This is a genomic window from Hymenobacter sp. UYAg731, assembly GCF_054061335.1.
The window spans coordinates 13182-32870 of record NZ_JBSSEC010000001.1; the positions used below are offsets into that span (position 1 = coordinate 13182).

The window sequence follows — 19689 nt, forward strand, 5'->3', positions numbered from 1 at the left end:
CCCTTCATCATGGGCTAAAAGCCGATGTTGACCCCGGCCAGGAAGGCGCGGGCCTGCGGGTAGATGCCGCGGTCGACGCCCAGGCTGTTGCCCTGGTTGCCCAGCTCCGGGTCAAACCCGGTGTACTTGGTGAAAGTGGCCAGATTCTGGGCCGTGACATACACCCGGATGCGCTGGCTGTGCAGCGTCGTGAGCACCGACTGGGGCAGGGTGTAGCCCAGCGTGAGCAGCTTGATGCGCATGTAGGAGCCATTTTCCAGGTAGTGGCTCGACACGCGGTTATTCTGGTTCGGGTCGTTGAACACGGCGCGGGGCACGGTGGTGTTGGTGTGCGTCGGCGTCCAGCGGTCCAGCGCGATGGTGCCCGCGTTGGAGGCCGCTGCCAGGCCCCCTTCCAAGTAGTAGCGGTTCAGGTTGTACACGTCGTTGCCCTGCGAGCCTTGCAGGAACACGCTCAGGTCAAAGCCTTTGAAGGTGAGTGTATTATTCAGGCCATACGTGAACTTCGGGTTTGGATTGCCGATGAAGTCGCGGTCGTCGTCGTTCACCACGCCGTCGCCGTTGACATCCTTAAATTTGATGTCGCCGGGAGCCGTGCCCGAGCTCTGGTAGAACCCGGTTGGCGACTTCGCGTTCAGCGCCGTCAGCTCATCCTTGGTCTGAATAATGCCATCGGCCACGAAGCCGTAGAACGCACCCAGGGGCTGGCCTACGTCGTAGCGCACCAGGTTGGACCCCCCCCGGATGCCCTGCCCGTTGAAGGGCTTGCCAATGCCCAGCGAGGTAATCTCGCTGCGGTAGGCCGATATGTTCAGGGTGGTGCTCCAGGTGAAGCCTTGGTTGGCGCTCACAAAGTTGTTGGTGGTGACGGACAGGTCCACGCCCCGGTTCCGGGAGGAGGCGGCGTTGGTCGGCACCGCGTCGCGGGTACCCGAGACGTAGGTAGCCGGTACGTAGAGCAGCAGGTTGGGCGAGGTGCGGGTGTACAAGTCGAGCGAGGCGCTCACGCGGTTCTGGAACAGGCCCAGGTCTACGCCCACGTTGTACTGCACATTGTTTTCCCAGGCGATGTCGGCGTTAGCCAGGCGGGTTGGTACGCTGCCCTGCGCCGTGTTCTGGCTGCCCGTGCCGAATACGTAGCCCGTACCGGGCCCGCTGTACGAGCTTATCGACGAGTTGATGAGGGAGGTGTAGGCAAAGGTGCCCGCGTTCAAGGGGTTGCCTACTTTGCCGTAGCCCGCGCGCAGCTTCAGGTTGCTGATGGCGGCCACTTCCTTGAGGAAGTTTTCCTCCGACAGGCGCCAGCCCGCCGATACACCGGGGAAGAAACCAACGCTATTGGCGCGGCCGAAGGCCGACGAGCCGTCGAAGCGGGCAATGGCCTGGATGAGGTATTTGCCAGCAAACTCGTAGTTCAGGCGGCCAAAATAACTAAGTAGCCGGCTGCGGCTGCTGCCGCCATTGTTGGCTATCTGGGGATTAATGGGGCCCTGGTCCAGCCCTCGGTTGGTATTGGTCGGGTAGCCGGTGCGGCTGGCCCCCAGGTAGAAGTTGTCGAACTGCTGGGCCGATTGGCCGAGCAGCACGGTGAAGTGGTGGTTGGTGCCAATGGTCCGGTCGTAGGTAGCGGTGTTCTCAATCAGGTAGCTGGGCGAGTAGTTGGAGGCGCTGCTGGCCCCGGAAAGCTGGGGGCTATATTTCGACGACCCGAAGATGGAAGGAGAGAACTGGTCGTTCTGATTGAACTGCAGGTCAGCGCCCACGCTGCTGCGCAGGCGCAGGCCGGTCAGGGGCTCCAGCTCCGCGTAGAACGTGGTAGTCGCGCGGTTGCGGTTGTTTTTGTTGGTGGCCCGCAAGGCTTTCGTCACCGGGTTTTCCTCGCCGAAGTTGTCTTCTGGCGTGCTGCCGAACTCGTAAAATCCGCCGGTCGAATTATATACGGGCAGGAAAGGTGGTGCCTGAATGGCCAATTGGATGGGGCCACCAAATTCGTCGTTTTCGCCGTTCAGTGGATGCTCTTCCTGGTGGCTGAGGGCCAGCGTATTGCCTACTTTCAGGATTTTGGACAGCTGCACCTCGCCATTGGTGCGCAACGTGAAGCGCTGGAAGTCGGACCCGATAATGATGCCGTCCTGCTGGAAATAGCCCGCACTTATTGCGTAGCGCGCTTTTTCGCTGCCGCCGGTAGCTGAAATCGAGTAGTTCTGAATCTTGGCCTGCCGGAAAATCTGGTCCAGGAAGTTAGTGGATGGCAGCGCCGCAATTTTGGCGGGCGAGTTAAAACGAGAGTTGAGGTCCCGCTTATCGTTCGGAAACTGCGCGTTGTAGTTGTTGCGGGCCTCGTTGTTGAGCTCGGCATACTGCTGCGCATTGAGCAGGCCCACCTTATTCCACACGTTTTGCACGCCCACATAGGCGTCGATGTTGATATTGGAAGTGCCGGCCTTGCCGCGCTTCGTGGTAATCAGCACCACGCCGTTGGCGGCACGCAGGCCGTAGATGGCCGTGGCCGACGCATCCTTCAGTACGTCAATGGTTTCAATGTCATTCGGGTTGATGCTGTTAATCTCCGTACCCGTGGCGTTGCCATTGCCATCCACCGCCGAGGGCAGCGGAAAACCGTCCACCACGTACAGCGGCGAGTTATTGCCGGCCGAGGTAATGCCCCGCACCCGGATGGACGTACCGCCCTGCCCGCCCGGCGCGCCTCCGTTGGACACTACCTGCACGCCCGCCGCGCGGCCCTGAATAGCCTGCGCGGGGTCGGCCACCGGCTGGGAGGCAATGTCGCGGCCCGAAACCGACGCCACGGCCCCCGTCACGCTCTGGCGCTCCTGGGTGCCGTAGCCCACCACCACCACTTCTTTCAGCGCCTGCGTGTCGTCGACCAGCCGGATGGCCAGGCTCGCGTTTGCGCCGGTCACCGGCACTTCCTGCTTCACAAAGCCTACTGAGCTGAAAACCAGCACGCTGTTTTCGGGCACACTGAGGCTGAAGCTGCCATCAGGCCCGGTGGAGGTGCCGATGCTGGTGCCCTTCACCAGCACCGTCACGCCGGGCAGGCCCTCGCCGTTGGGCTGGGTCACGCGGCCCGCCACGGGCACGTCCGCCACGGGGCTAAGGGTCCAGGACGCCGTTGCGGGGAGCGGCTCCGCAACAGCGGGGCTCGAAATCGATTGCAGGCCGCTCACACCAAAGAGCGCTGCACTCCGTAAAAGGGTTTTGTAAGAGAATGGAAGCATACGTTTGGGATTAAGTGGGAATTTTTAGTTAAAATCGGAGATTTTGATGCCAACCCAATGGTCAATAAGCAAGCCGAGCCGGGTGCTGGCAGCACCCTGGAAATCATTTATAAATGGTATGAAAGGTGAGCTTGCTTAGTCTAAGTGCTTTATCAAAAGCGCTTTAATAAGAGTTGTCAGGTGTTCGACTCGTACAAACTGGCTGGAAACGATTGCGGAATTTCACCGGTCAGGAAGGCAGGGTTATACTAGTCACGGGACTCGATGAGCAGGGGCAACGCCAATGGGAAGCTGGCAGCGGCAGTAGGGAAAGGAAGCATCAGCCCAGGGCTGATAAGGGGCGCTTAAGCGGGGTAGTCCAAGCGCCTTTTCTGCGATATTTGCGTGGTAAATGTAAACACAATTTTCTAATGTGTTTACTTTACGCAATAGAAAATTTATTTTATGAATAATCCCGAAGACGTTGCTGATTTCGTGCATAACGGGCACAACCGTTATTTACCGCATCTGTCCATTGATTGCGTCATATTTGGCTACCACGACCAGCAGCTAAAAATTTTGCTAATCCGCTACCATGACCAGGAAAACTGGAGCTTGCCCGGCGGGTATGTGGAGCGAAACGAAGCGTTGACCGATGCCGCTTACCGCATCCTGTATGAAAAAACGCGGCTGACCAATCTGTTTTTGCAGCAGTTCTACATCTTCGGCGACAGCCCCACCCGGCTCAACCGCATCGAAATCGAGAACAACCACAACAAGGCGTACGCGAAGGTCAACATCGCCATCAACGACGACCACTGGCTGTCGAAGCGCACCCTCTCGGTTGGTTACTACGCCCTCGTGGATTATCAGGCAGTCACCATCACCCCGGAGTTTTTGGTGGAAGGGCACAGTTGGGTTGACATCAACAGCATTCCGCAGTTGCAGTACGACCACAACGAAATTATCGACAAGGCGCTAATAACGCTTCGCTCACAGCTTTACCAGCAGCCCATTGGGCAAAACCTGTTGCCGGAGAAATTCACGCTGCCAGAAATTCACTCCTTGTATGAATCCATCCTGGACCGGCAGTTCGACCGCCGCAACTTCCGCAAAAAACTGCTCGCCCTCGGCCTCGTTACGCAGCTAGAAGAACGGCGGAAGATTGGGCAACACCGTTCGCCATTTTTGTATGCGTTCAATCCGGAAAATGCGGATAAACTGTTTGAAGAAGGCGCGGCAATAGCGTTTTAAGGCTCTTGATAGTGAGCAAGTGAGCGAGGAGGGTGAGTCAGCGGAATCGGTTCAGAAAACGTGTTCAGCAAGCTATGTACAGCGAACGGCATCTTCGCGATGTGCGCGTAGGGCAAGGCGGTGTACTCCACCACCACGGGGAGGCGGGGTACACCGTGCGCGCAATGAGCTGATGCACTTCCAAATCCTTCAGCTCCTTGGCCAGCACTTTGGTGGAGATGCCGGGCACGCTGCGCTCCAGGCCGCGAAAATGCCGCGTGCCCGCGAGCAGCGCGACGATGAGCTGCAGCTTCCACTTGCCGCTGACAACCAGCGAGTCATGCCGCAGCGCCTGGAGCGTGAGGGCGCAGTGCGCGCTATCGGAAGTAGTCATGCTTTACAGGGCGAAGGAAATGAATAGCTTGATTACCATCAAGTAATCAGACTACCTGCGGGTAATCTGGAGTTGGCGAAAGGCCCGAACAAAGCGCAAGCTGATTACTTGAGGTAATCAGACTACCAAACAGCCTACCCGGCCGCTTAGAGCGTGTTTGGGAATTGGGTGGAGCGCAAAGAAACGAGCCCGTAAGTTGCGGCCGGAGTTCCTAGGCTCCGGTGCGCTTTATGGTTGACGCCCTGCGTTACGTGTGCTGCACCGGCTGCCAGTGGCGCAGCCAGCCGGCCTGCTTTCCGGCCTGGTCAGCGGTGTACTACTATTTTGCCCGCTGGCAAACCGATGGCACGTTTCAGCGGCTCGATGAGGCCGCCAACCGGGTGGACCGACTGGCGCGTAACCGGCTGCCCACCCCCTGGCTGGCTTTGGTCGACGTGCAAAGCGTCAGGTTGGCCCCGCGCTTGAGCCAGCAGCGCGGCCTCGACGCGCACAAGCGCATGAATGGCCGCAGGCGCCAGGTACTCTGCGACACGGGCGGCCGCATCGGGCAAGTCATCGTGCATGCGGCCAGCGGCCCCGATAGCCCCGCCGCCCACGCCCTCTTGCCCCGGCGCGACCAGTTCCGCCCGGCTCGGGCCAGCCGACTGCGGATGGTGCTAACCGACAGCGCCTATCGGGGGCGTTTTGCCCAGCAGGTCCAGGCCGTGGGCTGGCAGCACCAGGTGGCGAGCCGGCCGCCTACTCCCGCCCGGGGTTCGTGCCGGTGGCCCAGCGCTGGGTCGTCGAGCGCACCTTCGCCTGGCTCAATTACTTTCGACGCCTTGTCGTGGATTACAAGCGCACCCCGGCCCGCCATGTGGTCGGGGTACTGCTCGCCAATTTGACCATGACGTTGCGACTTGCCACCGCCGATTAAATTCCCAAACACGCTTTAAAAGTCGCATTTGCTCGTGTGTAGCACGGATTTCCAGCTAATCCAACTCCTCTTTCGCTCAGTCGGCCGTAGGCTTCAGAAAATTGGCCAGTACGTCGCGCATCGTTTGCGGGGGGCGGCCCAGCAGCGTGGCCAGCGTGGGGTCCACGGCCGCGAAGTCGCCGCGCCGGGACGAGCGGTAGGTGCCGAGCAGCATTTCGGCCATCGGAGCCGGGACGCCCCGTGCAATAGTGGCCTGCCGCCATTCATCGTCCGAAATCGTGACCCGCTTGATTTCGCGCCCGGTCACTTCCGACGCGATGGCGGCCACCTCGTCCAGCGTGACGGCCGCGAGAGCGGTAAGCGGCGGCGTGATGCCCTCGAACCGGCCTTCCTGCGTCAGTATCAGCGCGTCGGCTTCGGCCAGGTCGGCGCGGGTAGTCCAGCTCACTGGGCCATCTTCGGGGGCCCGAATCACACCTTCCCGGAGCCCGTGCCCAATCATGTGCAGCGCGCTCTCGGCGTAGAAGCCGTGGCGCAGCGAGGTGAAGGCGACGCCCTGCCCGGCCAGCATGGCCTCGCTGGCGGCGTGGTTGAGGGCCGGCTCAAAAAACGAATCGAGGCGTGCTCCCATGTGGCTCGTGTAGAGAATGCGGTTGGCCCCGGCGGCGCGGGCAGCCTCAATGGCGGCTTGGTGCAGCCGCCGGGCCTCTTCCCCCAGCTTATTGGCGGAAATAATCAATACCTGGCTAGCCCCGGCGAAGGCCGTCGGCAAGCTCACGGGCTGGGCAAAATCGCCCGCCCGCACCTGCACGCCCCGGTCGGCCAGGGCCGTGGCCTGGCCGGGCTCGCGCACGCTGGCCACCAATTGATTGGCGGGCACGAGGCGCAAGAGCTTTTCAATGATAGCGGCCCCTAACTGGCCGTTGGCTCCGGTGATGACAAGCATGTGGGTGAAATTTGGGTAGAATTAGGGCAGGGGAGTAGTGCGCCCCTGGCGCGGCTAGTGGCTGCGGCCGGCCCGCAGGCGCTCGGTCAACACGTCCAGCGGCTGGCCTTGCAGGCGCTCGTAGTTGAGCCGAAACAGCCAGGTCGCGTGGTCGGCATCGGCCGCGGTGCGAATCCGAAACAGCACCCAGTCGCCGGGGCCCTGGCCGTACGGAAACGGGCTGGCCAGGCCCTGCGCCAGCAGCGGCAGGCCCAGGCCGGGAGTGGTGGCCAGGTGTACTTCCCCGTTGAGGTGGATGTGGCCCAATTCCGCTTCCCCGACGTAAAAATCGGCCCCGTCGACGCGGGTGCGGTTGAACAAATCCCAGTGGGTGGCGGAAATAATGTCGGGCCAGGTCCGAATGGCGTCGGCGGTATGCTGGCCCGGCCCGGCAAGGATGGGTGCGGGCTGAATGGGCCCCTTTGCGGCTAATTTCATGCGGTGGAGCGGTAAATCAGGATTGGTTGAACAAGTTACGGAAGGCCAGGGCGAAAAGGCCGCCAGCCAGCCCAAATGCCGCAGGATTCCGTCCACTTCAATGGTCAGCAGCTGCCCGGGAGGCATTGGAAGAAGCGGATTGTGTGTGCGTTAGTGAAACGATACGGCCGTTGAGGCGCGTGCAATCAATTCCGATTTCAGCTCCAGGCTTTGGGACGGCAGCACCGGCTTGTGCTTGAGAATAGCGTGGAAAAGGATGCGCGCCGCCGCCTTGCCGATGGCGTAAGCCGGCTGGGTGATGGTGGTGAGGCTGGGGGCCAACAGCGACGCCGTTTCCATGTTGGAGAACCCAATGATTTTGATGGCCTCCGGAATGGTGCGCCCGAGGCGCTGGCAGGCCTGGTAGCTGCTCAGGGCCAGGCGCTCGACGGCGGCGAAGATGCCGTCGATGTCCGGCCGCTGCTCCAGCAACTGGGTAATCAGGCGCAGGTTCTCGTCATTTGAGCCCCGGCCATTCAATGTCAGGCCCGCATCATATGGAATGCGATGGGCTTCGAGGGCGGCCTGGTAGCCTTTGAGCCGTTTGCTGCCAATGGATAGGCTATCGGAAACCAGCAAGTGCGCGATGGTGCGGCAGCCAGCGGTGATAAGGTGCTCAGTGGCCTGGTAACTGCTCGCGAAGTCGTCGGTGGTGACGGTGGCCGTGCGCAGTGTGTCGCTCACGCGGTCGAACTGCACGATGGGCACGCCCAGCAGCTTGAGCTTTTCGAGGTGGCCTACGCTGCGGGTGCCGCTGGCCAGGGCCAGCAAAATGCCGTCGACGCGGCCACTGGTGAGATATTTGGAAACGGCTTTTTCCTGCTCACCGCTGTCGTGAGTGAGGTAAATGAGGACGTGGTAGCCATTCTGCTGCGCTATTTCCTCGATGCCATTGATGGCCAGGGAGAAGAAGTGGTTGTCGACCTGCGGCAGAATAACCCCAATGGTTTTGGTAACATTGTTGCGCAGGCAGCTCGCAAAAGGATTGGGCTGGTAGTTGAGCTGGCGCGCCACGGTTTTTACCCGCTCGCGGGTGGCGGTGCTGATTTCGTAGCTGTCGCGCATGGCCCGCGACACGGTGGACGACGACAGGCCAAGCTCGCCGGCCAGCTGTTTCAGATTGACAAAGCTCATGAGACGGGTGGGATTTTTGAGGCAGGAGAATGGTGGGACAAGCCGTTGGGCCGGCCCCTTCCACCCGCCGGCCCGTAGGACCGGCTCTCACAAAAATCCTTACTCCGCTACCTCACGCCTTACTCGTTTATTACAGTTATTGTTCAGGTGCTTTTATTTGTATAAACCACAAAATATCAATTGCTTATAAATGAGAAAACCGAGAAAATTACTGGCTCGGTTTCATTTTTACAACAGCCCTTGTGAGATTGTTTCACGGCGCGGCTGACACATGCAGCGCCCGGAACTCCGACGGAGACAGCTGGTAGCGTGCCCGGAAGCTGGTGGAAAAATAGGACGGCGAGGAAAAACCCAGCTCGTACGCCACGTCGGCCACCGTGCGCCGCTCGTCGAGCAGCAGTTCGCGGGCTTTGGTAAGGCGCAGGCTCTGAATAAAATCGGTGACGCCGGTGCCAAGCAAGGCCTTCACTTTGCGGTAGAGCTGCATGCGCGTGAGGTCCAGGGCGCGCGCTACTTCTTCCACGCTCAGGTCGGTTTTGGTGAGGTTGGCCTCCACCACCGCCGTGAGGCTGAGGAGGAATTTCTGGTCGGGGCTGGCCGGGGCCACGGTGGCCGTGTCCAGGCTCAGCTGGCGGCGGAAATGGGCCCGCTGGTGGGCCCGGTTGGCCAGCAGCGTGCGGATGCTTTCGAGCAGAAAGCGTGGGCTGAACGGCTTGGTGAGGTATAAATCGGCCCCAGCCTGCACGCCCTCCAGCTGCTGTTCCGACGCCGAGCGGGCCGTGAGCAGCACCACCGGGACGTGCGAGGTGCGCCAGTCGGCCCGCAGCTGGGCCACCACCTCCAGCCCGCTCAAGCCGGGCATCATCACGTCGCACACTATCAGGTCGGGAACCAGCTCCGTGGCCAGGCGGAAGCCGCTGTGGCCGTCGGTGGCGGTATGCACCCGGAAATCGCCGCGCAGCTTCCGGGCCAGGAAGTCGTTGACTTCGGCATTATCCTCAATCACGAGCACCAGCGTGTCACTGTTCGTTTCGGGGGCGGCCAGCGCGGCTTCAGGGCCGAAATCGGCCGGCAGATTTTCCAGTTCATCCATTGCAATGGCCGGCTGGCTGGCGGGGCCGCTGGCGCGCAATTCCGGTGGCAATTCGCGGGGCACCGTCACCGTAAACGTGCTGCCCTGGCCCGGCTGGCTGCTGAAGGTCAGCGCGCCCTGATGCAGGCGTACCAGCCCGTGGGCCAGCGCCAGCCCCATGCCCGAGCCCTTGGCCACCGCCCGCTGCTCGCCCTGGTAAAACCACTCAAAAACGTGCGCCCGGTCCTGCCCGCTGATGCCCGGCCCGGTGTCGGCCACGCTCACACGCCAGGCGCGGCCGCCCTCATCGGCTTGCAGACTCACGGTGATGTGGCCCTGCTCGGGCGTGAATTTCAGGGCGTTGGAGAGCAGGTTGAGAAAGACTTTATCCAGCAGGTTGGCGTCGAACCACGCCAGCAGCTCCGGCTCGGCGGCCGCGAAACGCAGGCGCACGCCGCGCAGCCGGGCCGGCTTTTCGAAGGCCTCCACCAGCTCGCGCACGAAGGCCACCAGGTCGGTTTCGGTGGCGCGCACGGCCATTTTGCCCACCTCAATTTTGCGAAAATCCAGCAACTGGTTCACCAATTGCAGCAGCCGTTGGGTATTGCGGCGCACCAGGGCCAGGTCCTGCCGCTGCGGCCCCGACAGGTCGGAGCCTTCGCTCAGCAATTCCTCCACCGGCCCGCTAATGAGGGTGAGGGGGGTGCGCAGCTCGTGCGAGAAATTGGTGAAAAAGCGCAGCTTGGCCTCGGTATCGGCGCGGGCCTGCTCGGCCAGGGCCTCAATCTGGTTGCGCTGGGCACTGATTTCCTCGTTCCGGCTCAATAGCTGGCGGTTGATGCGGTCGTTCTCCGCATTTTGCAGGCCCAGTTGGCGGTTTATCACGCGGTTGTTGCGAGCCGAGCGCCAGGCCACTGCGCCCAACGCCAGCGCCGCGAGCAAGCTGACCAGCAGGCCGTACAGCACCGTACGCTGGCTGGCGTAGGTGGCGCGCAGGCCTTGCAGCAGGCCGTGTTGTAGCTCGATGTCCTTTTGCTGGGTGAGCAGCTTCTCCTGCTGCTGCATCATCATGCCCACGTTGGTCGAGTCGATGACGACGGTGCTCAGCTTGTGCTCCCGCTTGAAAGACTGGTGGTTCAAAATCCGCAAGGCCATGCGAATGGCGTCCTCACCGGCCGGGGAATACAGTAGCGAAGCCCGCAACACTTTACGCTGCACCAAATCCAGCGCCAGCCCATCTACCCCAATGATGCGGACCTGGTTGGCGCGGCCCAGCTCCCGCAGCACTTCGGCGGCGCTGCGGCCCATGTTGTCGTTGTGGGCAAAAATAAGTGACACTTCCGGGTGGGCCAGCAAAGCCGCTTTCAGGGGTGCTTTTAGGGTGGTGATGTTCCAGTCGCCATTCACCTGAGCCGCTACGTGCATAGCCGGATATGCTGCCAGGCCATGCACGAAGCCCTGATGCCGCCCCGCCGTGGCCGACGACCGCAACGCCCCCACAATTTCGATGACCGCGCCGTGCTCGTGCAGCAGGCGGGCCGCGTAGCGAGCGGCCGTTTGCCCCACTTCCACGTTGTCGCCGCCCACGTAGGCCGTGAACTGCTGTGAGGTGATGCGCCGGTCGAGCAGCAGCACGGGAATGCCGCTTTGATAAGCCGCTTCTACGGCCGGGGTCACGGGGCCGGGCTCGTAGGGTGATACAATCAGCAAATCGATGCCGCCGCGCAGCAACTCCTTGATTTGCTGGCTCTGACGCTGGCTGTTGTCCTGGGCGTCCAGCATGCGCAGCTGCACTTCGGGGTGAAAGCTCAGCTCGCGCTCCATGCCGGCCAGCACCGCCTGCCGCCAGGGTCCTTGCGTGCTGCACTGCGAAAACCCGATGCGGTAGGAGCGAGGCCCGGCCGGCGTGGCCCGGCAGCCGCTCAGCAGCACCAGGGCCGGCAGCAGCCCTGCCAGTACATGGAAGAACGTCCTTCTAATCACAACTTAAGTTTAGGCGGCGGGAGAGGAGTGTAGCAGATTGCCCGACTCACCCAAATATACTGCCCCCGGCTGCCACCCGGCCCCGGCAGCTGTGTGGGGCCACAGCCCTGCAAAATGCCTGATGCGCCAATGCCGGCGGTTTGGCCGTGGCCAACCCAGTTGTTTGGTCTTATGTGTCTGAAATACAGTTTTTAATTGCTGTGTTTCACGTAAACGATTCCGTAGAAATTCATTTTTTGAGAGCCGGCTGCGGGATACAGTGCTTTTTATTTACTGAACAAATGAGCCCGCACTCACCTAAGAATCCCACCTGTTATGCATAAACTTCGACTCATTATTGGATTGCTGGCGTTCTTGGGAACGTTTGTGGCCCATGCTCAGACCCGGCAAGTAACGGGGCGGGTATTGAATGCGGGCGATAAAACGCCGCTGCCCGGCGTTTCGGTGCTCCTCAAAGGCACCACCACGGGCAGCACCACCAATGCGACCGGCGAGTTCGAGCTGAATGTGCCGGTCACTGGCGGCGGCACACTCGTCTTCTCCTTCGTCGGGTTCGAATCGGTAGAGCAGCCCCTAGGGGCTTCGGCCGATATCAGCGTGCAGCTGAAAGAGCAGGCCCAGGGCCTCGACGAGGTGGTAGTGGTGGGCTACGGCACCCAGCGCAAGCGCGATATTACCGGTTCGGTGGCGTCCATCTCGGCCGAGCAGGTGGCGGAAACGCCCATCGCGCGGGCCGACCAGATTTTGCAGGGCCGCGTGAGTGGCGTGCAGGTGACCCAGACCAACTCGGAGCCGGGCGGCAACGTGTCCATCCGCATCCGGGGCACCAACTCCATCAACACCGGCAACGAGCCACTGTTTGTGGTGGACGGCTTTCCCGGCGCGGGCGACCTGAATTCCATCAACCCCAGCGATATCGAAAGCATTGAGGTGCTGAAAGATGCCTCGGCCACGGCCATTTACGGCTCGCGCGGGGCCAACGGCGTCATCCTCATCACCACCAAAAAGGGCAAAGTGGGCAAGGGCACCATCAACCTGGAGGGCTATTCCGGCATCCAGCTGGTGCGGCACAAGTTCGATTTGATGAACGCCCGGCAGTTTGCGCAGTACCTGAACGACGTGAACGCCGGCTCGACCACGCTGCCGCCGCCCTACCGCCAGGGCCAGATTGATTCGCTGGGCGAGGGCACCGACTGGCAGAGCGAGCTGTTTCGCCCGGCCCCGATGAGCAACTATCAGCTTGGCTTCAACGGCGGCACCGATGAAACGCGCTACAATCTCAGCTTCAACTATTTTGACCAGCAGGGCATTGTGCTAAACTCGGGTTTCAAGCGAGCCACGATGCGCCTGAATCTGGACAAGAAAATCAGTCCCAAGCTGAGCTTTAACTTTTCGAGCCAGGTGGCCGGCACGTTTGAGAACCGGGCGTTTGTGAACTCCTCGGGGGGCAGCAATGGGGGCGTATTACTTGATGCCCTGCGCATTAGTCCGGTAGTGCCGGTGCGCGATGCCTTTGGGGCCTACACGTATTCCAACGGCCCGCTGCCCTACGTGGAGGATGTGGGCAATCCCATTGCCTACGCCCAGGAAGTGAAGGACCAGCGCACGGTGGCCCGCGGCCTGTTCAACGTGGCGGCCAACTACGAAATTATTCCCGGCCTGACGGCCCGCGTGACCGGTGGCTTCGACTACAATAATAACCAAATCAATCAGTTCCGGCCTTCCGACATCTTCCAAGGCCGCCTCACCAACGGCTCGGCCACGCGCAGCACCACCTACCGCTACAGCTGGCTGAACGAGAACACGCTGACCTACGACAAGAAGCTGAACGAGAACAACTTCCTGAACGTGGTGGTGGGCGTGACCGAGCAGCAGTTCTTCGGCGACAACTTTGCCACCACGGCCACCAACTTCTTCACCAACACCCTGGGCTCCGATAACCTGGCCTTGGCCGCCGTGGTGCTCACGCCCACCTCGGGCCGGCCCTCCAACACGCTGGCCTCGTACTTCGGACGGGTGAACTACCGCTTGTTCGAGCGGTTCCTGTTTACGGCCACGCTGCGGGCCGATGGCTCGTCGCGCTTCGGGACGAATAACAAATGGGGCTATTTCCCGTCGGCCGCGTTTGCCTACCGGCTGATTGACGAGAAGTTCATGCAGGGTTTCACGGCGCTGAGCGACCTGAAGCTACGCGTGGGCTTCGGCGTGACCGGCAACCAGGAAATCGGCTCGTACCAGTCGCTGGCCCGTTACGACGCGGGTTCTTATGCCTCGGGCAGCACCCGCCTGGTGGGCCTGGTGCCGCTGAATATTCCGAACCCAAACCTGAAATGGGAATCGACGGCGGCGGCCAACGCGGGCATCGACGTGGCGTTTCTGCAAAACCGGATTGTCATCACGGCGGATGCTTATTACAAGAAAACCAGCGACTTGCTGCTGCAGGTGTCTACGCCCCGCACCAGCGGCTACACCAGCATTCTGCTGAACGCCGGCAGCGTGGAAAACAAGGGCCTGGAGTTCGCCCTGACTACTCAAAATATTGAAAGCAAGCAGTTTTCCTGGACCACTAACCTCAACATCTCGGCCAACCGCAACAAGGTGCTCGACCTCAACGGCGAGTATGAACGTTACGTGGGCAACTCCAGCTCCAGCCTGTTTGTGGGCTCGGGCCTGGGCCAGACGAGCCTGCTGCGCGTGGGCGAACCCATCGGCACGTTTTTCGGCTACCAGTTCGATGGGCTGTGGCAGAACCAGGACGAGATTACGGCCAGCGGCACCAAAACCGTGGTGCGCCCCGGCGACCCGCGCTACGTGGACCAGAACGGCGACGGCTCCATTACGCCGCTCGACCGGGTCATCATCGGTCGGGCTCAGCCCAAGTTCATCTACGGCGTCACAAACGGCTTCAAGTACGGCGGCTTCAATCTGAGCATTTTCCTCCAGGGCGTGCAGGGCTCCAACGTGCTCAACCTGAACCGCTACGAGCTGGAATCGGGCATCACGACCACCAACAAGTTGGCTACCGTGACCAACCGCTGGACGCCCACCAACACGAATACCACCATTCCGCGGGCCGGCAGCACGCTGCGCCGCAGCACGGGCATTGTGAGCGACGTGGTGGAAGACGGAAGCTTCCTGCGCCTTAAAACCGTGACGCTGGGCTACACGCTGCCCAAATTCAGCAAGGTCATTAAATCGGCCAACGTGTACGTGACGGCCCAGAATGTGCTGACGTTCACCAAATACACCGGTTACGACCCGGAAGTAAACTCCTTCGGCGGCGACAACCTGAGCCTGAACACCGACTACAACGCCTACCCCAGCACCCGGACGTTCATCGCGGGTGTGCGGCTGGGCTTTTAGAGTGGCAGGCCGATTAAAAAGAACGTCATGCCGAGCGCAGCCGAAGCATCGCTACTGCACTAGTATTCAATGCTGTTTCATCGAAGCGGCAGCGATGCTTCGGCTGCGCTCAGCATGACGTGCTGACGCTAACCCAGCTTCACCCCATTTCCCTCCCGACTTTCCCAGCAGCTCCCGATGAAAAAAAATATTCTCCTCCTCGGCATTCTGGCCCTTGGCCTGAGCCTGGGCGCTTGCCAAAAATTCCTCCAGGAAGACCCGGCCGATTTTTTGGCGGCCGACAATTTTTACCAGAACGAAAACGACGCCATTGCGGGCCTCAACGGCGTATTTAACGCCCTGCTGCCCCAGACTTACTACGGCCGCACGGGCTGGCAAATCACGGAACTGCCCGGCGAACTGATTCGGGTGGGCTCCAGCACCGACGAGCGTGCCCAGCTCTCGCGCTTCACCTACACGCCCACCAACACCGAAATCAACAGTTGGTGGACCAACTCGTACCGGATGATAAACCGGGCCAACGACGTGATTGAGAAGGTGCCGGCCATCGGCATGGACCCTACGCGCAAGGCCAACATCATCGGCAACGCCCGGTTTCTGCGGGCGCAGGGCTACTTCGATTTGGTGCGCTGCTTTGGCGATGTGCCCCTGCTCATAACCACCGTGAAAGGCCCGGCCGATGACCTGCGCCCCCCCCGCACCCCCCTGGCCAAGGTATACGACCAGATTATTGAGGACCTGAAATTTGCCGAAGCCAACTGCTACCGCGAAGACAAGATTGCAGCCGGCGAGAAAGGCCGCGTGTCGAGTGGTGCCGCCGCCGCCGTGCTGGCGAAGGTGTATGTGACCCGCGCCACCACCAGCGCCGCCCAAGCTACCGACAGCCAGAGCGGCCTCGACGCCTGCAACCGCGTCATTGGTTCGAACCAGTATAGCCTGCTGCCGGTGTACGGCGACGTGTTCAACCCCGACAAGGAGAACGGCCCGGAGCACATTTTCAGCATTCAGTTCGACTTGCCGCCCAACACGGGCAGCATCATCGTGCGGCAGTTTTTGCCCTCGCAGCTGCAAGGGCTGGGCACGTTCACGGTGGAGGACAGCCTAGTGCGCTCCTACCGCACCACCGACGTGCGCCGCGCCTGGAACATCAGCAACATGGCCGGTACCACCACGCTGGCCCGCTATTTCTTCAACAAGTTCCGGGACGACAAGCGCATCATCAACGACTCGCGCGCCAACTACCTCATCACGCGCTACGCCGACGTGCTGCTGCTGCAATCCGAAGCCCGCAACAACCTCAACCCCAACGACCCGCTGAAGTACGACGGCTACAACCGCGTGCGCGTGCGCGCCGGCTTGCCGCAATGGGCGGCCACGCGCGTCACTACCAAAGACGCCTTTGTGGACATGCTGGTGCGCGAGCGCGGCTGGGAGCTGTGCCAGGAAGGCCACCGCTGGTTCGACCTCGTGCGCCTGAACCGCCTCATGGAACGGGAGCGCGCCATTTTCAACCGCACCGTGGATGTGAAATACCTGCTATTTCCCATTCCGCAGCCGGAACTGCTCCTGAACCCCAACCTGACCCAGAACCCGGGTTACAACTAGCGGCGCAGGGGTTCCCCTCACCCCCGGCTGCTCTTCCGCTGAAACCATTTGTAAACTAAAACCAACATGCGCGTAGTCCTTCTTTTCCTAACGTGGTGGGCGATGAGCGTGCCGGCGCTGGCGGCTGCAACCGCCGCGCCGGCCGCGTTCATCCTGCTCGACCCGGCCGCGATGGCCGCCTACAAAACGGCCTACAAAGCCGGCCGCCAGCCCGAAGCGGCCCAGGTACAAAAGCTGCTGGCCACCGCCGGCCAGGCGTTGGGAAAGGCACCGTACACCATCACCACCAAGCCCCAAACCCCGCCCAGCGGCGACAAGCACGACTACATTTCCCAGGCCCCCTACTGGTGGCCCGACCCCGCGAAGCCCGATGGCAAGCCCTACATCCAAAAGGACGGCCTGCACAACCCGGAGGCCGAGGCGATGAAGGATAGCGAGAACCTGAGCAAAATGTGCGCGGATGTGCAGGTGCTGGCGCTGGCCTATTACTTCACGGGCAATGCGCAATACGCGGGCCAGGCGGCTACCCTGCTACGGGTGTTTTTCCTGAATCCGGCTACCCGCATGAACCCCAATCTGAACTTCGGGCAGGGCATTCCGGGCATCAACAACGGGCGGAATTTTGGCATCATCGAAACCCGCAATCTGGTTGGAGTGCCGGAGGCGCTGGCTTTGCTGAACGGCAGCGCCAGCGTGGATGCCGGTTTGGTGACGGGGCTGAAATCCTGGTTCAAAGACTTCACTACCTGGCTCACCACCAGCCCCATCGCGCTGCCCGAAGGCGAAGCCAAAAACAACCACGGCACCTTCTACGACACCCAGGTAGTGGATTTTGCCCTCTTCACCGGCAACGACGCCCTGGCCAAAACCACCCTGCAACAGCAAACCTGGCCCCGCGTACCCGTGCAACTGATGCCCAACGGCGCGCAGCCGCTGGAGCTGGCCCGCACCCGCCCCTGGAACTACACCAGCATGAATATGCAGGGCTGGGTGCGCCTGGCCCTGCTGGCTCCCCACGTCGGCCTCGACCTCTGGCATTACGCCACCCCCGACGGCCGCGGCCTGCGCCCCGCCGTGGACTGGTTCCGGCCCTACCTGCTGGGCCAGAAAAAGATGGAAAAAGCCGATGCCGCCGGTACTTCTAACGCCTTGGCACTGAACGTGTATGAGCAAGCGCGGCGCGCCTATCCGGATTTGCAAGTGGCCGAGGTATTCGCATTGCACCCCGACTTCACCCCCGTGCCCTGGATGTTTTAACCATGAAGCGTTTTCTTGCCGTAACCGCCGCTCTGCTTGGGCTAACGCTGGGGTCGCTCCGGGCCCAGCAGCAGCCCGCGAAGCCGCCACTGGCCAAGCCCGCGGTGCCCGTGGCCGCCGCCGTGGCCCGCGCCGAGGCGCAGTATACCGCCTACCTGCGCCAGCACTCCGACAGCACCCGGCACCCGCGCAGCACCGAGCCCGACGGCCGCCTCGTACTCACCAACTCGCGCAGCTGGACCAGCGGCTTCTTTGCCGGCAGCCTCTGGTACCTCGCCCGCCTGAGCGGCCAGCCGCAGTGGCCGCGCCGCGCCGCCGCTTTCACCGAAACCCTGGAGGCCGAAAAGAACGTGACCACCACGCACGACCTCGGCTTCATCCTCAACAACTCCTACGGCCAGGGCTACGCCCTCACGAAAAACCCGCAATACCGCGCCGTGCTGCTACAGGCCGCTGCGTCCCTTTCGAAGCGCTTCAACCCCACGGTAGGTGCCATTCGCTCCTGGGACCACCACACGGAACTGTGGGCCTACCCCGTTATCGTGGATAACCTGCTGAACCTGGAACTGCTTTTTGCCGCCACCCGCCTCAGCGGCGACTCGTCCTACTACCGAATTGCCAAAACCCACGCCACCACCGATTTGAAGTACCGGTTTCGGGCCGATTTCAGTACCTGTCACGTCCTGAACTTCGACCCCGCTACCGGCAAGCTGCTCACGGCCGGCACCCACCAGGGCTTTGCCGACAACTCCTGCTGGGCGCGCGGCCAGGCCTGGGCCATTTACGGCTACACCATGGTGTACCGCGAAACCCGGGACCCCAAATTCCTGGCCGCCGCCATGCACGCCGCCGACTATTTCGTTGAGCACACTGCCCCCATCGCCGACCACATTCCCTACTGGGACTTCAACGCGCCCGACATCCCGAAGGCCCCGCGCGATGCTTCGGCCGCCGCGGCCGCGGCCTCCGGCATGCTGGAGCTGAGTAAGTATGCGCCGAAGAAAACCCCCTATTTCGCCGCCGCCACGGCCATTCTCGCCAGCCTGAGTACGCCCCAATACTTGGCGGCGGCCGGCACCAACAACAACTTCCTGCTGAAGCACAGCACCGGAAATTTCCCCGCCAAATCAGAAGTCGACGTGCCCTTGGTCTACGCCGACTACTACTACCTCGAAGCCCTATGGCGCTACCAGAACTACGCCCAGCTCACGCTCAACTAGCTGCCCACCCGGTCAGCTTTTCGCTCGAAGATAAAGTCGTCGTCGTCACCGGCGGCACCGGCATTCTCGGCCAGTCCTTCCTCCAAGGCATCGTGGAAGCTGGTGGCACAGTGGGCATTTTGGGCCGCAACAAGGCCGTGGCCGAGCAGCGCGCCGCTGCCATCAACCAGCAGGGGGGCCGGGCACTGGCGCTGGTGGCCGATGTGCTGAACGAAGGCCAGTTGCAAGCCGCCTGCGACCTGATGATGAGCGCCTTCGGCCAGATTGATGGCTTGGTGAATGCCGCCGGCGGCAACGCCCCCGATGGCGTGCTGGCCGCCGACACCGACGTCTTCAAGATGGACCTCGCCGGCATGCGCCGCGTGATGGACCTCAACGTGTGGGGCACGCTGCTGCCCACCCAGGTTTTCGGCCCGGCCATTGCCGAATCGGGCTCCGGCAGCATCGTCAATATTTCCTCCATGAACTCGAAGCGCGCCATCACCAAAGTGCTGGGCTACAACATGGGCAAGGCCGCCGTGGACTGCTACAACCAGTGGTTTGCCGTGGAGATGGCCAACCGCTACGGCGACCGCCTGCGCATGAACGCGCTGGCCCCCGGCTTCTTCCTCACCGAGCAGAATCGCGCCCTTCTCACCACCCCCGACGGCGGTTTCACGCCCCGTGGCGAGCTGGTCATTCGCCAAACACCTTTCAAGCGCTTCGGCCACCCCGACGAGCTGAAAGGCGCGCTGGTCTGGCTGCTGAGTGACGCCTCATGCTTTGTCACCGGCTCCATGATTTGCGTGGATGGCGGCTTTTCCATCTTCGGCGGCGTTTAATCCGGCCC

The 19689-nt window shown here is 61.7% G+C and carries 13 protein-coding genes; 7 read left to right on the top strand and 6 right to left on the bottom strand.

What is annotated here, in order from left to right; genetic code table 11:
- Positions 1-14: 14 nt before the first annotated feature.
- Positions 15-3242 (bottom strand): SusC/RagA family TonB-linked outer membrane protein, encoded by a 3228-nt coding sequence (locus ACVWYF_RS00050; protein ID WP_457063486.1) that lies wholly within the window; start codon positions 3240-3242, stop codon positions 15-17.
- A 444-nt stretch (positions 3243-3686) separates the two neighbouring features.
- Here ACVWYF_RS00050 and ACVWYF_RS00055 point away from each other — a divergent pair, with 444 nt between their 5' ends.
- On the top strand, positions 3687-4475 hold the full coding sequence (locus ACVWYF_RS00055) for an NUDIX hydrolase (RefSeq protein WP_457063487.1): 789 nt from the start codon (positions 3687-3689) through the stop codon (positions 4473-4475).
- A gap of 64 nt (positions 4476-4539) precedes the next feature.
- On the opposite strand, the gene ACVWYF_RS00060 is transcribed toward ACVWYF_RS00055, so the two are convergent.
- Positions 4540-4848, bottom strand: a complete 309-nt coding sequence (locus ACVWYF_RS00060; RefSeq protein WP_457063488.1) for a winged helix-turn-helix transcriptional regulator — start codon at positions 4846-4848, stop codon at positions 4540-4542.
- 230 nt (positions 4849-5078) lie between these two features.
- Between ACVWYF_RS00060 and ACVWYF_RS00065 the strand changes: the two genes are divergently transcribed.
- Positions 5079-5732, top strand: a complete 654-nt coding sequence (locus ACVWYF_RS00065) for a transposase (protein WP_457063489.1) — start codon at positions 5079-5081, stop codon at positions 5730-5732.
- Positions 5733-5840: 108 nt separating this feature from the next.
- Here the strand turns inward: ACVWYF_RS00065 and ACVWYF_RS00070 are convergent, their stop codons facing one another.
- The 4 genes from ACVWYF_RS00070 to ACVWYF_RS00085 form a co-directional block, all read right to left on the bottom strand.
- Positions 5841-6710 (bottom strand): NAD(P)H-binding protein, encoded by an 870-nt coding sequence (locus tag ACVWYF_RS00070; protein WP_457063490.1) that lies wholly within the window; start codon positions 6708-6710, stop codon positions 5841-5843.
- A gap of 54 nt (positions 6711-6764) precedes the next feature.
- Positions 6765-7187, bottom strand: a complete 423-nt coding sequence (locus tag ACVWYF_RS00075; protein ID WP_457063491.1) for a luciferase domain-containing protein — start codon at positions 7185-7187, stop codon at positions 6765-6767.
- A gap of 150 nt (positions 7188-7337) precedes the next feature.
- The gene (locus ACVWYF_RS00080) at positions 7338-8360 is read right to left on the bottom strand and encodes a LacI family DNA-binding transcriptional regulator (protein WP_457063492.1); all 1023 of its coding nucleotides are present in this window, start codon (positions 8358-8360) and stop codon (positions 7338-7340) included.
- A gap of 253 nt (positions 8361-8613) precedes the next feature.
- Positions 8614-11415, bottom strand: coding sequence for a substrate-binding domain-containing protein (locus ACVWYF_RS00085; protein WP_457063493.1), 2802 nt, complete (start codon positions 11413-11415; stop codon positions 8614-8616).
- Between the two features lie 315 nt (positions 11416-11730).
- Here ACVWYF_RS00085 and ACVWYF_RS00090 point away from each other — a divergent pair, with 315 nt between their 5' ends.
- The 5 genes from ACVWYF_RS00090 (at position 11731) to ACVWYF_RS00110 (ending at position 19681) form a co-directional block, all read left to right on the top strand.
- A complete protein-coding gene (locus tag ACVWYF_RS00090) occupies positions 11731-14778 on the top strand; it encodes a SusC/RagA family TonB-linked outer membrane protein (RefSeq protein ID WP_457063494.1) in 3048 nt (1015 codons plus the stop codon).
- Between the two features lie 177 nt (positions 14779-14955).
- Positions 14956-16383 carry a RagB/SusD family nutrient uptake outer membrane protein gene (locus ACVWYF_RS00095; protein WP_457063495.1) on the top strand — a complete coding sequence of 476 codons (1428 nt, stop codon included), beginning with the start codon at positions 14956-14958 and terminating at the stop codon, positions 16381-16383.
- Between the two features lie 66 nt (positions 16384-16449).
- Positions 16450-17640 carry an alginate lyase family protein gene (locus ACVWYF_RS00100; RefSeq protein WP_457063496.1) on the top strand — a complete coding sequence of 397 codons (1191 nt, stop codon included), beginning with the start codon at positions 16450-16452 and terminating at the stop codon, positions 17638-17640.
- Between the two features lie 2 nt (positions 17641-17642).
- Positions 17643-18860: a hypothetical protein gene (locus ACVWYF_RS00105; RefSeq protein ID WP_457063497.1), complete on the top strand. Its 1218-nt coding sequence runs from the start codon at positions 17643-17645 to the stop codon at positions 18858-18860.
- Positions 18821-19681 carry an SDR family oxidoreductase gene (locus ACVWYF_RS00110; protein ID WP_457063498.1) on the top strand — a complete coding sequence of 287 codons (861 nt, stop codon included), beginning with the start codon at positions 18821-18823 and terminating at the stop codon, positions 19679-19681. The genes ACVWYF_RS00105 and ACVWYF_RS00110 overlap by 40 nt, the downstream gene beginning before the upstream one ends.
- The last annotated feature ends 8 nt before the right edge of the window (positions 19682-19689 follow it).

Excerpts from the sequence above, each read along its gene's own strand:
- ACVWYF_RS00050 (WP_457063486.1), bottom strand. The coding sequence starts at position 3,242 with ATGCTTCCATTCTCTTACAAAACCCTTTTACGGAGTGCAGCGCTCTTT.
- ACVWYF_RS00055 (WP_457063487.1), top strand. The coding sequence starts at position 3,687 with ATGAATAATCCCGAAGACGTTGCTGATTTCGTGCATAACGGGCACAAC.
- ACVWYF_RS00060 (WP_457063488.1), bottom strand. The coding sequence starts at position 4,848 with ATGACTACTTCCGATAGCGCGCACTGCGCCCTCACGCTCCAGGCGCTG.
- ACVWYF_RS00065 (WP_457063489.1), top strand. The coding sequence starts at position 5,079 with ATGGTTGACGCCCTGCGTTACGTGTGCTGCACCGGCTGCCAGTGGCGC.
- ACVWYF_RS00070 (WP_457063490.1), bottom strand. The coding sequence starts at position 6,710 with ATGCTTGTCATCACCGGAGCCAACGGCCAGTTAGGGGCCGCTATCATT.
- ACVWYF_RS00075 (WP_457063491.1), bottom strand. The coding sequence starts at position 7,187 with ATGAAATTAGCCGCAAAGGGGCCCATTCAGCCCGCACCCATCCTTGCC.
- ACVWYF_RS00080 (WP_457063492.1), bottom strand. The coding sequence starts at position 8,360 with ATGAGCTTTGTCAATCTGAAACAGCTGGCCGGCGAGCTTGGCCTGTCG.
- ACVWYF_RS00090 (WP_457063494.1), top strand. The coding sequence starts at position 11,731 with ATGCATAAACTTCGACTCATTATTGGATTGCTGGCGTTCTTGGGAACG.
- ACVWYF_RS00095 (WP_457063495.1), top strand. The coding sequence starts at position 14,956 with ATGAAAAAAAATATTCTCCTCCTCGGCATTCTGGCCCTTGGCCTGAGC.
- ACVWYF_RS00100 (WP_457063496.1), top strand. The coding sequence starts at position 16,450 with ATGCGCGTAGTCCTTCTTTTCCTAACGTGGTGGGCGATGAGCGTGCCG.
- ACVWYF_RS00105 (WP_457063497.1), top strand. The coding sequence starts at position 17,643 with ATGAAGCGTTTTCTTGCCGTAACCGCCGCTCTGCTTGGGCTAACGCTG.
- ACVWYF_RS00110 (WP_457063498.1), top strand. The coding sequence starts at position 18,821 with ATGGCGCTACCAGAACTACGCCCAGCTCACGCTCAACTAGCTGCCCAC.